We start from the raw sequence: 16068 nt of genomic DNA on the forward strand, positions 1-16068 counted from the left end.
CGCCGCAGTACGGTCTGTACACCTCGGCCGTTGCCGGGATCGTCATTGCCCTGACGGGCGGTTCGCGCTTCAGCGTCTCCGGCCCGACCGCCGCCTTCGTGGTGATCCTCTACCCGGTTTCGCAGCAGTTTGGTCTGGCAGGCCTGCTGGTCGCCACCCTGATGTCCGGCGTCTTTTTGATTTTGTTTGGTCTGGCCCGCTTTGGTCGCCTGATTGAATATATTCCCCTTTCCGTGACGCTGGGGTTCACCTCGGGGATTGGTATTACCATCGGAACCATGCAGATCAAAGATTTCCTCGGCCTGCAGATGCCCCACGTACCGGAGCACTATCTGCAAAAAGTGGGGGCGCTGTTTATGGCGCTGCCGACGGCCAACCTGGGCGACGCCGCCATCGGGATTGTGACGCTGGGCACGCTGATCGTCTGGCCTCGCCTCGGTATTCGTCTGCCGGGCCATCTGCCCGCGCTGCTGCTGGGCTGCGCGGTGATGGCGATCGTCAATATGCTCGGTGGTCACGTCGCGACTATCGGCTCGCAGTTCCACTATGTTCTGGCGGACGGTTCACAGGGTAGCGGTATTCCGCAACTGCTACCGCAGCTGGTGCTGCCGTGGGACATGCCCGGCTCCAGCTTCACCCTAAGCTGGGATTCCCTGCGAGCCCTGCTTCCCGCCGCGTTCTCTATGGCAATGCTGGGGGCGATTGAATCCCTGCTCTGCGCCGTCGTTCTGGACGGCATGACCGGCACCAAACACAAAGCCAACAGCGAACTGGTCGGTCAGGGATTAGGCAACCTCGTCGCGCCGTTCTTCGGCGGTATTACCGCAACGGCAGCCATCGCCCGTTCTGCGGCCAACGTGCGCGCGGGGGCAACGTCACCCGTTTCGGCGGTTATCCACTCCGTGCTGGTGATTCTCGCCCTGCTGATCCTCGCCCCGCTGCTCTCCTGGCTACCGCTTTCCGCCATGGCCGCCCTGCTGCTGATGGTGGCCTGGAACATGAGTGAGGCGCATAAGGTGGTGAACCTGCTGCGACGCGCGCCGAAAGACGACATCATCGTGATGCTGATCTGCATGTCGCTGACCGTGCTGTTCGATATGGTCATCGCCATCAGCGTCGGGATCGTGCTGGCATCCCTGCTGTTTATGCGCCGCATCGCGCAGATGACGCGCCTTTCCCCGGTTAACGTCGAGGTGCCTGACGATGTGCTGGTGCTGCGCGTGATTGGCCCGCTGTTCTTCGCCGCGGCGGAAGGTTTGTTTAGCGATCTGGAATCCCGCATCGCGGGCAAACGGGTTGTGGTGCTGAAGTGGGATGCCGTACCGGTGCTGGATGCAGGCGGCCTGGATGCCTTCCAGCGCTTTGTGAAACGTCTGCCGGAAGGCTGCGAGCTGCGGGTGAGTAACCTGGAGTTTCAGCCGCTGCGCACCATGGCGCGCGCGGGCGTGCAGCCGATCCCTGGCCGACTCTCCTTCTACCCTAACCGTGAAGCCGCGTTAGCGGATCTGTGAGTGACCTGATGCAGAGAAACGTCTCTGCATCATCACCCCGATCGCCTGCTGGAGCCATGCAAGCACGGCAGGCGTCATCCAGGTTCCTTTCATCAGGTGCGGCTCCTGCTGCATGGCAGCGCGAAACTTTTGCTGAGTTTCCGGGCTGGTGCCCGCGTAAGACTGGAACAATGCCAGCCAGTTTTCAGCCAGCTTTTGCGCCTCCTCCGAGGCGGGATCGGTATTTTCCCGCTGAGCCTGATGCAGTTTCGCCACCAGCGGCGGCCACTCCATCATACGGTCAAAGTAGTGTGCACGGGTAAAGGCTATCTCTTCGGCAGTGAGATACTTCTCCCATATGCAGAGCTTAGACTCCGCAAACGCGCGCGTGATGTAATCCGTCATCTCCGGCGTGATGCCGGTCTGCGCCTGCATCTGCGGTTCAACGCTGTGCATCTCGTTCAGCCGGGTGAGAAACTCCGGCTTGCCCGCCGTGTCTTGCTCCAGGCGTTCCATCCAGCGCGTCGCCAGATCCATCGCCCGCACGTCCGTAGCGGGTATGCGCTGCTCCAGTAGCGTGTTGGCCTCTGCAACCAGCCCTGACCAGATAGCCGCCAGCGCATCCTTATGCACCGCAAACGGCAACTGCTGTAACTCTTCTTTGCTAAACCAGCGATCGTACATATTCATTAACTCCAGAGTCTGTAGCCAGGATTCCAGATCCGGCGTCGCATCGTCGAGAAGCCCGGTTCGCAGCTCCACCAGCCGGTCGCGCAGCGTATGTATGCTGCGCAGCTGTTTATCCAGCAGCGTGATTTGCGCATCGAGTAGCTCGGTTAACGACAGCGACTCCTGTTCCAGGAAATCCCTGATTTCAGCAAGTTCCAGCCCTGCTTTTGCCAGCGCCTGGATCATATGCAGACGCTGGACATCCGCCAGGTTGTATAGCCGGTAACCTGCCGCGCTTCTGGCAGAAGGCAGCAACAACCCTGTTTGCTCATAGTGGTGCAATGTCCGCACGGTGATCCCGGCGCGTTTCGCCAGCTCACCCACCTGAATCAACATAACTGCTCCTTTTTCTTTGCCAGTGGCGCCACTCTGGAGCCTTACGTTACGTGAGGGTCAACCCTTGATGCAAAAAAAACGACTCCCTCGGGAGCCGTTTCGGCGTTCTTTATCAGGCACTAGCTGTGCTTGTGCTGATCGCGACGACAGCGTTTGTCGTAGTGGCGCACCCACCAGTATTTATCGCAGACCTCCTCATGTCCGCTCACGCGCGCCCCGGCGAGCCACAATACCGCACCAACGAAGATGCTCAATATCGCGCCATGCGCGAAGTATTGCGGGAGGTCAATCTGAGGTAACTGGTTTAAAATGGAATAACCTACGCCGGCTACCATCACGAACAGCCCCAACCCCATCAGCACGTTACCGAGTAACGAAGCGTTTTTGCGTTTCATGTGTCACCTCCGGAACTTTGGGTTGTCAGGGGAAAAGCCCCTAATCCTTGTGTGTAAAGTATAGACAACGCCCCTTTTATGAGTTGCGTGAATGATCACAATTACAGATAAGTCCCAAACAAAAGTTTACAAATAAGACTTTGAACAGCTTGAAATTCTAATTGTTCAAATAAGTAATTATTCGTATTTCGCTGCGACGATCGCAGAATTTTGTCAAGCGGCGCGCCAGACAGTAAACTACGCGCCAGATCTGGAACCCATTAGGAATTGAATCGTGACGATTAAACTGATTGTCGGCCTCGCCAACCCGGGCGCAGAATATGCGGCCACCCGCCACAACGCCGGGGCATGGTACGTCGATCTGCTGGCCGAGCGGTTACGTGCTCCCCTGCGTGAAGAACCTAAATTCTTCGGGTATACCTCTCGTATCAACCTTGCTGGCGCGGACGTTCGTTTACTCGTGCCCACCACCTTTATGAACCTGAGCGGTAAAGCCGTGGCGGCAATGGCAACGTTTTATCGCATCAGTCCGGATGAAATTCTGGTGGCTCACGATGAGCTGGATCTCCCGCCCGGCGTGGCAAAATTCAAGCTGGGCGGCGGGCACGGCGGCCACAACGGCCTGAAAGACATCATTAGCAAGCTGGGCAATAACCCGAATTTCCACCGTTTGCGCGTTGGAATAGGCCATCCGGGCGATAAAAACAAAGTTGTCGGTTTCGTACTCGGTAAGCCCCCGGTTTCTGAGCAGAAACTAATTGACGAGGCGGTAGACGAAGCGGCGCGCTGCACCGAAATCTGGCTGAAAGATGGGTTAACCAAAGCGACAAACCGCTTACACGCTTTCAAAGCGCAATAATCCGCCCGATCCGGCTTTTTTACCGCGCGTCATGCGGGTTACGTGTATAATAGGCGTAGTTATTTACTTTTCATCAGTCGGTTATCGTTAACGGATTGATTATCAAGATATTAAGGTGATTTAGAAATGGGATTCAAATGCGGTATCGTCGGTCTGCCAAACGTGGGCAAATCCACCCTGTTTAACGCGCTTACCAAAGCGGGTATCGAAGCGGCGAACTTCCCGTTCTGTACCATCGAACCTAACACCGGCGTTGTGCCAATGCCGGACCCGCGTCTGGACCAGCTTGCGGAAATCGTGAAGCCACAGCGCATTCTGCCAACCACCATGGAATTCGTGGACATCGCGGGCCTGGTAAAAGGCGCATCCAAAGGTGAAGGCCTGGGTAACCAGTTTCTGACCAACATTCGTGAAACCGAAGCGATCGGCCACGTTGTACGCTGCTTCGAAAACGACAACATCATCCACGTTAACAACAAAGTGGATCCGGCTGACGACATCGACGTCATCAACACCGAGCTGGCGCTCTCTGACCTCGACACCTGCGAACGCGCGATTCACCGCGTGCAGAAGAAAGCCAAAGGTGGTGACAAGGACGCGAAAGCGGAACTGGCTGCGCTGGAAAAATGTCTGCCACAGCTGGAAAACGCGGGCATGCTGCGCGCGCTGAAAAACCTGACTGAAGAAGACAAAGCGGCAATCAAATACCTGAGCTTCCTGACCCTGAAGCCAACCATGTACATCGCCAACGTTAACGAAGACGGTTTCGAGAACAACCCGTACCTCGACAAAGTGCGTGAAATCGCGGCGGCTGAAGGTTCTGTGGTTGTGGCGGTTTGCGCTGCCGTTGAATCCGACATCGCCGAGCTGGACGACGCTGACCGTGAAGAGTTCATGGCCGAGCTGGGTCTGGAAGAGCCGGGCCTGAACCGCGTCATTCGTGCAGGCTATGAGCTGCTGAACCTGCAGACCTACTTCACCGCTGGCGTGAAAGAAGTGCGTGCGTGGACCATCCCTGTAGGTGCAACTGCGCCTCAGGCGGCCGGTAAGATCCACACTGACTTCGAGAAAGGCTTTATTCGTGCGCAGACAATCGCGTTTGAAGACTTCATCACCTATAAGGGTGAGCAAGGCGCGAAAGAAGCAGGCAAGATGCGTGCGGAAGGGAAAGATTATATCGTTAAAGATGGCGACGTAATGAACTTCCTGTTTAACGTCTGATTCGTCTTGAATGAAAAAAATCCACGCCCTGGCGTGGATTTTTTTATTCCGGGGTTAAAACACATTTTCTAATAGTTCTGTTTTCATGCTGGGTTCAAAGGGAATGATTTCAACAGTCGCAAGCTTTAACGCCTGAAAAGGATCCTCGCGCAAGCGCTCCTCAAGAGAGGCAAGACTCTCACACTTAGCGAGAATGACCCCACCGTTTCTTGGGTTCCGTCTACCGGACGCCAGGAAAATCCCCTCTGCGTACCTTTTTTTAAGCCACTCAACATGAGCAGGTATCGCTGCGTCAATCTCTTCGAGTGGTTTGATATAAGTTAAAATGACAATGTAAACCGCGCTCATCCTTTGCCTCTTAGCTCTGTTTTAAACCGCTTGTTGGAACTGCTTATGCAGCCCTCTTTTGCCACCGGTTATTGTTATGATTTTTTGGTGCTTTTGATGTTAATACGCAGGGCCCGATAGAGACAACGCGTTACGCTTCATATCCAGGAATAAAACCAATCATGCCAGCCGTTTTGCTTTTCCGCATAGCTACAGACCACAAGCACTTGCTTTGACAGGTTGAAAGTTAAGTAATAGAAAGCTGCACCTTCAGGAGGCGCAGACCAAAATAGTTTTTCACCCTGCGCATTGAAGATGGTCAAAACGGTTGGTAATGGCTTTGGCTCGCTTAACGCAAAGACTAACTGGCGTGTCGAGTCGACCATTGTATAGTCTAAAAATGGCATACTAACCAGTATGTTACGTTCACCACATGCCCATTGAAGCAGGTCATTTTCTTTAATACAAATGAGATTTTCAATCATTGATAAACCTCAAATTACTTGATAACTATAAACCTGCGGGTTACCATCGAGTTTTACAAAGAAATCAACTCTATAATAATAGTCAACGCACTAAATAAAACGATAACTTTTTTCAAATATTAAAATCTAGAAAAGTTTCAATTTTAAATGAAAGAGCATTGTTTAACATTAAATTAATTAACTTTCCACGCACTATAATAAGATATTATCCTTATGAAAAGAAAGGCTTGTTTTTTCCTTCTCTAGTCTGAGTGGCTATAATAACCTCATAAGCATCATTTTCACTTTTCTGTGCTTTCAATGCCTCTTCCGGAGTAATTTTCGACTCCTTTTTAATCATAGCAATAGTTCCGGTATCATATTGGATAAAATATTCACCATTTCTTTTGATTATGTCAACACCAAAATCTGTAAAAATAACTTCATTCATTTTTCACACCTCTATTTATTTATAATTGGTGTAATCAAAGCATCACCGATAGGTGTTTAATCTATTACGGCCTCAGGGATGCCTCCCGACGTCTTACCACCAGGAATCCAAAAATCTTTGCCAGTTGTTGATTTAATATTTTATTGCCATACATTGAACAACTGCTTCCATATCTGCTGTTCCTCAATTGTAGGGACTCTATAATCCTGAGTCTTTCGCCTATATTCCATAAAACATGAATCTATAGCTCGAATAGCCACCATTTTTTCTTTTCGACAATCATCTAAAATAGATTGCATATCCTGTAGACAATTAGAATCAAGAATATATTTTTGAAAAAACAGTTCCAGAAAATCTAACACTTCATTATAAGATTGTAAATTTATCATGGTTCCTCTGGCAGAATATCAATCTTGTCGAAATTAATAACTCTATTTTCAGCATGCAGCTGTTGAACATTACCTTGGCCGTATTCAGGGTATGCCTTAGTAAACGGTTCAAGTGGCGCTCCTGGTCTATCGCCGAACATTCTCGGGGTTCGCACTTGCGGAACACCATTTTCATATAATTGAAGCGTATCAAACTCAGCTCTAAGACGTCCATCACTCCATGATTTATCCAAAGGATCAAGTGGATTCAATTTATCTGCTCCTTTGATCTGGAATGCATCTCTTACTGTGCGACCGGAGTCTAATTTATCAAAACCAAAACAAGTGACTGGTGCGGATTTGGATTCAAATGTTTTAGGCACCCATGCGTTAATAGTACCGTCATCCTCAAGATACCTCAGATGTCATAGCGCCAGCGAATGCCGTTCAGCTGCGTCAGGCGGTTCTGTGTGACCTTCTCAGCAGACCCTTCCAGCGGGTTACCGGCAGCGTCCCGTCCTAAACGAGCAGGCGCCCGGCGCTGTCGTACTGCCAGCGGTACCAGCTGAAAGGGTTACCGTCCCGCTCTTCCCGGACCAGGTTATTGCGGTAGTCGCAATCCGAGCAGAGAAACCAGCGGCGCATCGCTGGGTGCGAAAGGTAAAGATTACATCATTAAAAATTACGATGTGATGAACTTCTTTTTTTATGTTCGATTTGTTTGAAAGAAAAAAATCCACGATTTAACGTGGATTTTCCCAATATACTGAACTAAGTTGTTTAATAAATAAAAAATTATAGCATAAATATGCTATTACTTTCTTTATCCATGTCTAGGCTTCCTAACGCTCCAAGATCTAAAGAATAAATCTCATCAGTACCTTTGCGCAAATTCAAAAAGTACCCAAGATCACCATCTTGACCAATCAATAAAACGTCAGGCTCAACCTCTTGAATTGTATATGTATTATTTCTTTCAAGTAAATCAAAACAATTGAAAACATAAAGCTGGTCACCATTTGCTCGTTGAATTTCATAAGAGTCAGTGTCCTTGACGTTTTCAATCATAAAGCGCTTATATTCAGAAGGTAAAGACATGCGCATGAGTTTTTCAATTTCATTTAGCTGAACAATTAAATCCTGTTTTTCCATATCAACTTACCTTTAAGCCAATAAGTTATATATAAAATAAATATTATTGCTATTAGACTCTCTCTATTGATCGAAATATTTATACGAATCCCTAATCGATTTTATTGCCTGCTGTTTTGGAACACCTGAATCAATCATTTCTTAGTAACTGATATGAAACTCTTGTTTCAGCGTTGCATCCTAATCTCCAGGCGAAGCTCCACGGGTTCGCTGAGTAGAACATATATTAGCATATAGACTACCTGATGCGGATTTAAGTAACTTGATTGTTGCGAACCCGCGGCTGGGCGATGATTTCCGTCAGGCGGTTGTGCGTGACCTTCTCTTCAGATCCTTCAAGCGGGTTACCGTCCCGCTTTTCCTGTACCAAGTTATAGCGGTAGCAGTAATCCCTGCGGCTGATCCCCGCAGCGATGCCGTCGCCCAAGGCGGTCTTACTCGCTGCGGGGATCAGCCGCCACTGGGGGCTTTTCTCAGGGTAGAGTTGTTCGTCGCGATTATACTGACAGCTTATTGAAGACAAGGGTAAGCAAGGCGCGAAAAAAGCAAGCAAGCAAGATGCGTGCAGAAGGAAAAAAGAATAGTGTTAAAAATGACTACGTGGTGAACTAATTAATTATTTAACATTTTTTGGGATGAAAAAATCCACGCCAGGGCGTGGATTTTCATTCAGAGATAAACACCCTCTTCTAATGAGTTTTCAGTAAACGTTGCTTTTGTAAAGGAAATTAGCACATCTGAACCATGCTTTTTATATTTAACCTCGTAACTACCTGGCTCTAAAGTAATAAACTCGCCTGAAATAGCATCTGAATCATCTGGCTCCAGATCTCCGCCAGTGACATCTTCTCCCGCCCCTATGAAAACCTTTCCCGTAGGTACGTTTAAAAATAACGATCCGGTATATTCACCAATATCATTTTTAATATCAACTTTATAGTTACCATCATCTCCAAGATTGAGAAATAACACATTCCCTTTATTTATTTCTTCAACTTCATCTTCTGGAAGACTCCACCAATCTGCATCATCATTTATCCTATGCTTTAATGACATCAAATCATAAATTACTAATGTGGCAGTATCCGTCTGTATATTAATGGATTTATTCATTTTACCCCCCTACTGAAATATTATTTCACTGATGGCGTCTCCGGGCTGAAGCCCCGCCTTTCTGCCTGCATTTTTCAAAGAACTACCGACACTTTTATTAATAGTTTCATTTAGCATTTGTAATCTTTGTGTAGGCGAACCTCCAACAATTAAATCAACAGGATGATCAGCGTTTAACTTACTTAGATCAGGTGCTGAGCCAAACATTTTTTCAAAGCGCGCAGAAACAGCCTGCCTGTAAGAACTTTGCAAAGATGAAATCCTAACCTCATGGGTGCCCGGAGACCAAACTAACTCTCCTCGTTGAGCCGCTCGGTTTAAGACATTCATTTTTTTCATAAACTGTCTTTCAAGGAATTTTCTCTCGGTTGAAGACAGCTTTGTGCTGCTTAAAATCTTCGGTTTATTGACAGTTAAGCGGGTACCTCCAGAACACCTACTCAACCCCCACGGATCCACCCACCCCAGCGCATTCGGCGCATACTGGTAAAGGTTTATCCCCCCCGCCAGCCCTATCGGGTCCTGCTGCGTAAACCGCCCGCAGTCCGGGTCATAATACCGGAACAGATTGTAGTGCAGCCCTGTCTCACGGTCCAGGTATTGCCCCTGCATGCGCAGGTTCTGAGAATATCCTGATACCTGCGTCTCGCTTTCCCGCAGCAGCTTGCCCCAGGCGCTGTTTACCCCTTCCCAGCGCACCTGCCCTTCGATATCCGTCATCCGCTCCGGCGTGCCGTTGGGCTGGCAGTGGAACCAGAAGATCTCCGGAGCATCCACGCCATCAATACGCGCCAGCGGATCGAAGCTGTCCTGATCGCTGTAGACGTAGGTCAGCGGCACATCCCCGTGCACCTCCTGCAGCAGGCGGAAGCCTTCCCAGACAAACCGGGTGGTGACCGGCTTGCCGGTTGGCTGTCCGCCCAGCATCTGCCGTCGCGTTTTGCTGATGCGGCGACCAAGCGGATCGTAGCGGAAGCTTACCTGCGTCTGCGGTTTGTTGCGGTCCCGCGGCTGGCTGATGACCTCCGTCAGGCGATGTTCGCCGTCGTAGCGGTAGTGCCAGCGGGTCTGGCTGTTATCTTTCTCCACGGTGCGGCCGTGGATGTCATAGCGCCAGCGAATGCCGTTCAGCTGCGTCAGGCGGTTGTGCGTGACCTTCTCAGCAGATCCTTCGAGAGGGTTACCTGCAGCATCCCAGCGCCACTGCTCCTGGCCGGGCAGCGTACCGTCCTGAACGAGCAGGCGCCCGGCGCTGTCGTACTGCCAGCGGTACCAGCTGAACGGGTTANTCGTCCCGCTCTTCCCGCACCAGGTTATTGCGATAGTCGTAATCCCAGCGGCGGGACCAGCGGCGCGGCGACGGGCGCTGGGCATTGCCGGTAAAGACGTCCCGGCGGTGCAGTCGGCCGAGGCGGTCGTACTCGCTGCGGGTGGTCAGCAGCCACGGGGGCTATTCTCAGGGGGGGATATTCGTCGCGAGTATAACGACCGCTAAGGGTAAGCAATGTGCAAAAAAAGCAAGCAAGATACGTGCGGAAGGGAAAGATTAAGTCGTTAAAGATAGCGATGTGAAGAACTTCTTGTTTAATGTTTGATTTGTTTTGAATGAAAAAAATCCACGCCTTGGCGTGGATTTTTTGCGCGTGATCTATCAATAGATGACTAGTTTGCCCGCTGGCCAAGTACCTGACCATCCACAGGGCATATGCCCAGCTTCATAAACATTAATTAATCCGTCAAAAAAGAATGGCTCTTGAAGAAAATTACTATACGCATCTTCAAGCAAGTAATTCACAAGATCCCATTTTAACGTCTCAGTCATTGAGCCTTTCACTGACTCCGGGAGGGTTATTTTTGGGATAATATCATTCTCTACAACATTCTTGGCTTCTTTGACCAAAGAATTCCAATATTGATATTTGTTAGTGTGTTTTTTTGCGAGATAACCCGTTATTTCATTACCAACCGCCAGGGTGGCTCTTTCCCATTCATCGCTATTCAGCCCTTTTATAAATAAGCTAAAGGACTGAACTTGTATAACACCAGTGAGTGTCGTTGCCACACCAAGATTAACAAACCAATTAATATTATTTAACCTATATATTGCTAACCAGGATATCTTCATATTTTAACCTGATTTATTTTACCTAGGAACCTAGGTATGTTCATAACTCCAAGCAGCCATGCTGCTTTATAATAAAGCTCTATGAACTGCGTCACAGAGCTTTATTAACAATATGAATATCAAAATAACAGCAATCGAATTAAATAAATCGATTAAATTTTTAAGTGTACTTTAAGAAAGATCCTCTTCTGCTACTAATTCGTTAACAAAGTTAGCAAATGAATTTGTCAGATATCTTTGAAGTTTTGTGTGATTCTCGTGCATAGTCAAATCCTCATCAAAAGAATCTGTAGCAAAATATACAATTGAGTAATTATCTAAATTCAGGCAGAAGAAATTCCCTCCCCAATCATTTGCGAAAGGAAGCAGGTTTTTAGGAATCACTTCCCTATCCACCATGCTGATATAGCAACCGTCAATTAAAGAGCCAGGGGCATTATTTGTATGACTATTATAAACAAACGGCTTAAACGCAGCCACCTCTATTGGCTCAAAATCTTCATCACCGTCCCACCAACTTTTCTCTGGGGTGCCACCATTAAATTGCAGATAATGTGAGACAAAATCATCCGGAAGAGTAATAGATAATTTATCTTCCGCTTTAGCAATATCTGCACGTCCAATATTTTTTTCACAGTTACTGAAATGATTCATTGATTTATACCTCACTGGTGACAGTTTGCACGCAATTTTTTCGGGACTCGCCCCTTCAACCAGCCTTTAGAATGAGAAACAGCAATGGCTTCTTGGGAACCATATTTTACGCCAAAATATTTCTCGAATTGTGAGACTGAGCCTTTATGTGGGAAAGTAGCTTCATGCGCAGAAGTTTTTACTAATTGCATTGTTGTCCTTCCTGTGGCTGGGTCAAAATCATCGACATGATGCCATGTATATCCGGTTGCTTCGCTTTTAGAAATACCGGCTGCCTTGAAAGCCTCGGTGAAATCTCTATCTCGAGTTCCTTGCATTGTAATAGATACAATATTCTGTTTCGTTCCATTGATAGGGAAAAGATCTGGACTTCCTGTAAAGTCAACTCCCTTTAATGCTAACCCCCACGGATCCACCCACCCCAGCGCATTCGGCGCATACTGGTAAAGGTTTATCCCCCCCGCCAGTCCTATCGGGTCCTGCTGCGTAAACCGCCCGCAGTCCGGGTCGTAATACCGGAACAGATTGTAGTGCAGCCCTGTCTCACGGTCCAGGTATTGCCCCTGCATCCGCAGGTTCTGAGAATATCCTGATACCTGCGTCTCGCTTTCCCGCAGCAGCTTGCCCCAGGCGCTGTTGACCCCTTCCCAGCGCACCTGCCCTTCGATATCGGTCATCCGCTCCGGCGTGCCGTTGGGCTGGCAGTGGAACCAGAAGATCTCCGGAGCATCCACACCATCAATACGTGCCAGCGGATCGTAGCTGTCCTGATCGCTGTAGACGTAGGTCAGCGGCACATCCCCGTGCAGCTCCTGCAGCAGACGGAACCCTTCCCAGACAAACTGGGTGGTGACCAGCTTACCGGTTGGCTGTCCGCCCAGCATCTGGCGTCGCGTTTTGCTGATGCGTCGCCCGAGCGGATCGTAGCGGAAGCTGACCTGCGTCTGCGGTTTATTGCGGTCCCGAGGCTGGCTGATGACCTCCGTCAGGCGATGCTCACCGTCGTAGCGGTAGTGCCAGCGGGTCTGGCCGTTATCTTTTTCCACGGTGCGGCCGTGGATGTCATAGCGCCAGCGAACGCCGTTCAGCTGCGTCAGGCGGTTGTGCGTAACCTTCTCTGCAGATCCTTCGAGCGGGTTACCGGCAGCGTCCCAGCGCCACTGCTCCTGTCCGGGCAGCGTGCCGTCCTGAACGAGCAGGCGCCCGGCGCTGTCGTACTGCCAGCGGTACCAGCTGAACGGGTTATCGTCCCGCTCTTCCCGCACCAGGTTATTGCGATAGTCGTAATCCCAGCGGCGGGACCAGCGGCGCGGCGACGGGCGCTGGGCATTGCCGGTAAAGACGTCCCGGCGATGCAGTCGCCCAAGACGATCGTATTCGCTGCGGGTGGTCAGCAGCCCCTGAGTGCGGCTGGTCTCCCGGTGGAGTTCGTCGCGGGTAAAATCGGAGACCGACAGCTTATCAAGAACAATGCTGAGCAGATGCCCGCTGCCGTAGTAAAACTGCTTGAGCTCGCGGCCGTCGGGCAGCGTGACGGAGGTCCGGTTGCCCAGCGCGTCATACTCCCACGCCAGCTCGCCGTGCTCGCCCGCCTCGCGCGTGACGCGACCGAGCGCGTCATACTCAAAGGCGAGCTCCTGCTCTGCTTCGGTGGTCCACGCGTCGGCTGCAAGCGCAGGATGCAGCCCAATCCGGCTTAACAGCCCGGACGGCGTGTAGTGATAGCGGGTCTTCCCCTCCGGCGTGGTGCGGGCGACCAGCTGGCCGCTCGCGCTCCAGGCGAAGGCGTGGGTGATGGCCTCCGGATGACCGGCGGCAAACGTGCGCGCTATCGTGCGCCCGCAGGCGTCGTAGCGATACTGCGAGGCTACGCCATCGAGCCCTACCTCTTCCAGCAGCAGCGAGTCCGCGCCCCAGCGGAACTGATATGCTTCGCCGTTTTCGTTTTCCAGGGCAATCAGACGCCCGCGGCTGTCCCAGCGGCGGCGTACCTCTTCACCCTGCGTATTACGGGTGGCGGTTAAGCGCCCTGCCTCATCATATCTGAACTCACTCTCTTTACCGTCGGCGCCCGCATGCTTCACCGGCAGGCCACGTTCGTTCCATTTGAGCGATTCCGTCCAGCCTTCCGGGCGATCGAGCTGCACCGGACGCCCTGCGGCGTCGTAGCGATAACGGGTCTCTTCCCCGTCGGCGCCAGTCTCGGCCACCAGCCAGCCCAGCGGATGGTAGCGGTAGCGGGTAATACGCCCGGAACAGTCCGTCGAACGAACGATCTGCCCGGCCTCGTTATACTCCTGGTAGCGGCTCTTTCCGGCGGCATCAACCTCTTCAACGACCTGGCCGAACGCGTCCCGGCGCAGCTGCGTGGTCTGCCCCATCGGGTCCACCACGCGCTTCAGCCCGTGATGTTCGTCGTACCAGAACCGGGTGGCGCTGCCGTCGGCTTCGATAATGGCCGCGGGAAGCGCGCGGTGCTCCAGCCAGGCGGTGGTGCGGGTATTGCCGTCAGCGTCGATCTCCTGAACCCGGTTACCCATTTCGTCGTAGACGAAGGTAACGGCATTGCCGAGCGGATCGATGCGGCGCGTCAGAAGCTCGTTGTCGTCCCACTCGTAGCGCCAGTTTTCACCGCGCTCGTCAACGTAGCGGACAATCAGATTCTGCGCGTTCCAGTAGTGGCGGCGCGTCTGGCCGTCGTAGTGCTCGACGGTCGTCAGCCCGGCGGCTAAATCGTAGTTAAAGCGGCACCCGTCGCCGGTGCTGGTGCGGTTTTCCACCACGCGCCAGTGATCGAATTTTTTCCAGCGGTATTCGCTCTCCAGACCGCCAGGCATCCGGTGCCAGACCATCAGCCCGTGCTCGTTATAGCGGTATTCACGCGTCACCACGCCGGAGGCATCCGTCGCGCTCGCCAGCTGTCCGCGCGCGTCATAGCCCCACTGCATCAGCGGCCAGGTTTGGCTGCCGTCGAAATGGCTGGCAGCGGTAACGCGCTGCGGGAAACGTTCATCGTCATAGCGCAGGGTGACGTCTATCGCCCGCGGCTCGTCGTGAAGGCCGACCAGCCTGCCGTGCTCGTCCCACTCTATCAGCAGCGCGTTGCTGTATTCGTCGCTGAGGGAGGCCAGACGCAGGATAGATGGATTCGCCCGGGTCGGTTTATACAGACGCCACACCGCACCGTCATCGTCGGCAATCGCCACGTCGCCGTTCTCATTACGGCGGATGATAATGCCTTCGCTGATGCTGTAAAACGCACGGTCGACAGGCGGCAGTTCAAAGCTCAGCTCGCGCCCGGTTTCATCGAACCAGGTCGCATTGTTATCTTCCAGCGTGAGATAGCTGTCAAAGATCGTTGCCCAGCCCAGGCCGAACAGCCCTTCGCGGGTGGTCAGGCTGTTGTAGCTGCGCTGCCAGCGAAGCGGGAAGCGCCCCGGCAGCGAGAAATCGAGCTCGTCGTCGTCATTCAGCACCTTCACGCCGGTGGCGGCGTGAACCGGGTGCGAGGAGCCAAACACGGCATTCACCGCCATATCGGCCAGCATCCCGCCGCCGGCCGCCGCCAGCGCACAAGGCATGTTTTTCAGGATCTTACCCGGACGCCCTCGCAGCAGGGAGAGCGCAATCATCCCCAGCGCCAGACCCGGCGTTTTACCGCTTTTGATATCGCGGACCGTGAGCGTGTCCCCGCCGATGATCACGTTCGGGGAGACGTCGTCGGAAACGGTGCCTTCGCAGGTGGTGCGATCTTTCGCGCGCACCGCGGGCTGCCCGTTGATAAAGACACTTTTAGAGCCTTCCGCCAGATACTGCGGCCCGGAGTGCTTTTCGCACGCCACCTTGTCTTCTTCCAGCGGTGAGGTTCCCGCGGCGGCAGAGGCCACGCTCGGCTGCCACATTTCGCTGCCAAACTGTCCGGCGGCGGAAAGCAGCATGCCCGCGTAATCGGCAAAGCTGCCCGGCGACTGCGGCTCAGGGGACGGCGTATCGGCGGGCGTCAGCGTGCCTGCCGCCCGCGCGGCGGGGATTGCGTTGGTGAGAACGTTGCTGGAACCAGTAGTGATTTTACCCGCAGGCGACGGCGGGAAAAGCGCATTGCCTAACCCCTCAGCGGCGTTGCTGATATCGTCGGTGATCCCCGCCACGTTCGCCAGCACGCCACCGATAATCCCGCTTAACAGACAGCTGGATCCAATTGCTGCCACGCCTGCAGCTGCTGCCCCGGCCCCCAGCAATGGCGCCGCTACGGTTGCTGCTGCGCCTACCGCCGCGCCGATCACCGCATAGGCGGCACCTTCCGCCACAATGCTGGTGATGTCAGCAAAAATGCTGGAGTGAATAATCTCGTCGCCCTTACGGGCCGCGTTGTTATCGCTCATGC

At 52.4% G+C, this 16068-nt stretch carries 17 protein-coding genes and 1 pseudogene; 3 read left to right on the forward strand and 15 right to left on the reverse strand.

Annotated elements, in window-relative coordinates; genetic code table 11:
- A partial coding sequence (gene dauA, locus LA04_RS15085; protein ID WP_047652240.1) for a C4-dicarboxylic acid transporter DauA occupies positions 1 to 1511 on the forward strand: 1511 nt, incomplete at its 5' end.
- On the opposite strand, the gene LA04_RS15090 is transcribed toward dauA, so the two are convergent.
- Complete coding sequence (locus tag LA04_RS15090) at positions 1497 to 2555, reverse strand: MerR family transcriptional regulator (protein WP_047652241.1); 1059 nt, start codon at positions 2553 to 2555, stop codon at positions 1497 to 1499. The genes dauA and LA04_RS15090 overlap by 15 nt on opposite strands.
- 119 nt (positions 2556 to 2674) lie before the next feature.
- The gene (ychH, locus tag LA04_RS15095; RefSeq protein ID WP_023312132.1) at positions 2675 to 2950 is read right to left on the reverse strand and encodes a stress-induced protein YchH; all 276 of its coding nucleotides are present in this window, start codon (positions 2948 to 2950) and stop codon (positions 2675 to 2677) included.
- Between the two features lie 274 nt (positions 2951 to 3224).
- Here ychH and pth point away from each other — a divergent pair, with 274 nt between their 5' ends.
- Both pth and ychF read left to right on the forward strand, forming a co-directional pair.
- Positions 3225 to 3809 carry an aminoacyl-tRNA hydrolase gene (gene pth / locus LA04_RS15100; protein ID WP_047652242.1) on the forward strand — a complete coding sequence of 195 codons (585 nt, stop codon included), beginning with the start codon at positions 3225 to 3227 and terminating at the stop codon, positions 3807 to 3809.
- A 126-nt stretch (positions 3810 to 3935) separates the two neighbouring features.
- Complete coding sequence (ychF, locus tag LA04_RS15105) at positions 3936 to 5030, forward strand: redox-regulated ATPase YchF (RefSeq protein WP_010432886.1); 1095 nt, start codon at positions 3936 to 3938, stop codon at positions 5028 to 5030.
- A 54-nt stretch (positions 5031 to 5084) separates the two neighbouring features.
- On the opposite strand, the gene LA04_RS15110 is transcribed toward ychF, so the two are convergent.
- The 13 genes and pseudogenes from LA04_RS15110 to LA04_RS15160 form a co-directional block, all read right to left on the reverse strand.
- A complete protein-coding gene (locus LA04_RS15110; RefSeq protein ID WP_047652243.1) occupies positions 5085 to 5378 on the reverse strand; it encodes a YciI family protein in 294 nt (97 codons plus the stop codon).
- Positions 5379 to 5515: 137 nt separating this feature from the next.
- On the reverse strand, positions 5516 to 5842 hold the full coding sequence (locus LA04_RS15115) for a hypothetical protein (protein ID WP_235211339.1): 327 nt from the start codon (positions 5840 to 5842) through the stop codon (positions 5516 to 5518).
- Positions 5843 to 6053: 211 nt separating this feature from the next.
- The gene (locus LA04_RS15120) at positions 6054 to 6272 is read right to left on the reverse strand and encodes a hypothetical protein (protein ID WP_047652244.1); all 219 of its coding nucleotides are present in this window, start codon (positions 6270 to 6272) and stop codon (positions 6054 to 6056) included.
- Positions 6273 to 6657: 385 nt separating this feature from the next.
- Positions 6658 to 7023, reverse strand: coding sequence for a hypothetical protein (locus LA04_RS25045; RefSeq protein WP_235211340.1), 366 nt, complete (start codon positions 7021 to 7023; stop codon positions 6658 to 6660).
- 136 nt (positions 7024 to 7159) lie between these two features.
- Complete coding sequence (locus LA04_RS25115) at positions 7160 to 7285, reverse strand: hypothetical protein (protein ID WP_268747274.1); 126 nt, start codon at positions 7283 to 7285, stop codon at positions 7160 to 7162.
- 150 nt (positions 7286 to 7435) lie between these two features.
- Complete coding sequence (locus LA04_RS15130) at positions 7436 to 7792, reverse strand: hypothetical protein (RefSeq protein WP_047652246.1); 357 nt, start codon at positions 7790 to 7792, stop codon at positions 7436 to 7438.
- 63 nt (positions 7793 to 7855) lie between these two features.
- On the reverse strand, positions 7856 to 7930 hold the full coding sequence (locus LA04_RS25275) for a hypothetical protein (protein WP_396349943.1): 75 nt from the start codon (positions 7928 to 7930) through the stop codon (positions 7856 to 7858).
- A 115-nt stretch (positions 7931 to 8045) separates the two neighbouring features.
- On the reverse strand, positions 8046 to 8219 hold the full coding sequence (locus LA04_RS24660) for a hypothetical protein (protein ID WP_161785597.1): 174 nt from the start codon (positions 8217 to 8219) through the stop codon (positions 8046 to 8048).
- Between the two features lie 242 nt (positions 8220 to 8461).
- Entirely contained in the window at positions 8462 to 8905 is a 444-nt protein-coding gene (locus LA04_RS15140) for a DUF6386 family protein (RefSeq protein WP_047652248.1), read from the reverse strand.
- 9 nt (positions 8906 to 8914) lie between these two features.
- Positions 8915 to 10346, reverse strand: a pseudogene (locus LA04_RS15145) (RHS repeat domain-containing protein); the annotation flags it as partial.
- Between the two features lie 210 nt (positions 10347 to 10556).
- Entirely contained in the window at positions 10557 to 11030 is a 474-nt protein-coding gene (locus LA04_RS15150) for a hypothetical protein (protein WP_047652250.1), read from the reverse strand.
- A gap of 171 nt (positions 11031 to 11201) precedes the next feature.
- On the reverse strand, positions 11202 to 11684 hold the full coding sequence (locus LA04_RS15155) for an SMI1/KNR4 family protein (protein ID WP_047652251.1): 483 nt from the start codon (positions 11682 to 11684) through the stop codon (positions 11202 to 11204).
- A gap of 11 nt (positions 11685 to 11695) precedes the next feature.
- Positions 11696 to 16066, reverse strand: coding sequence for an RHS repeat-associated core domain-containing protein (locus tag LA04_RS15160; protein WP_047652252.1), 4371 nt, complete (start codon positions 16064 to 16066; stop codon positions 11696 to 11698).
- Positions 16067 to 16068 lie beyond the last annotated feature (2 nt).

This window comes from Enterobacter sp. UCD-UG_FMILLET, from assembly GCF_000762975.1.
In the GTDB taxonomy this organism is placed as follows: Bacteria; Pseudomonadota; Gammaproteobacteria; order Enterobacterales; family Enterobacteriaceae; genus Enterobacter; species Enterobacter dykesii.

Coding starts and splice junctions, on each gene's coding strand:
- LA04_RS15090 (WP_047652241.1), bottom strand. CDS start 2,555: ATGTTGATTCAGGTGGGTGAGCTGGCGAAACGCGCCGGGATCACCGTG.
- ychH (WP_023312132.1), bottom strand. CDS start 2,950: ATGAAACGCAAAAACGCTTCGTTACTCGGTAACGTGCTGATGGGGTTG.
- ychF (WP_010432886.1), top strand. CDS start 3,936: ATGGGATTCAAATGCGGTATCGTCGGTCTGCCAAACGTGGGCAAATCC.
- LA04_RS15110 (WP_047652243.1), bottom strand. CDS start 5,378: ATGAGCGCGGTTTACATTGTCATTTTAACTTATATCAAACCACTCGAA.
- LA04_RS15115 (WP_235211339.1), bottom strand. CDS start 5,842: ATGATTGAAAATCTCATTTGTATTAAAGAAAATGACCTGCTTCAATGG.
- LA04_RS15120 (WP_047652244.1), bottom strand. CDS start 6,272: ATGAATGAAGTTATTTTTACAGATTTTGGTGTTGACATAATCAAAAGA.
- LA04_RS25115 (WP_268747274.1), bottom strand. CDS start 7,285: ATGCGCCGCTGGTTTCTCTGCTCGGATTGCGACTACCGCAATAACCTG.
- LA04_RS15130 (WP_047652246.1), bottom strand. CDS start 7,792: ATGGAAAAACAGGATTTAATTGTTCAGCTAAATGAAATTGAAAAACTC.
- LA04_RS15140 (WP_047652248.1), bottom strand. CDS start 8,905: ATGAATAAATCCATTAATATACAGACGGATACTGCCACATTAGTAATT.
- LA04_RS15150 (WP_047652250.1), bottom strand. CDS start 11,030: ATGAAGATATCCTGGTTAGCAATATATAGGTTAAATAATATTAATTGG.
- LA04_RS15155 (WP_047652251.1), bottom strand. CDS start 11,684: ATGAATCATTTCAGTAACTGTGAAAAAAATATTGGACGTGCAGATATT.
- LA04_RS15160 (WP_047652252.1), bottom strand. CDS start 16,066: ATGAGCGATAACAACGCGGCCCGTAAGGGCGACGAGATTATTCACTCC.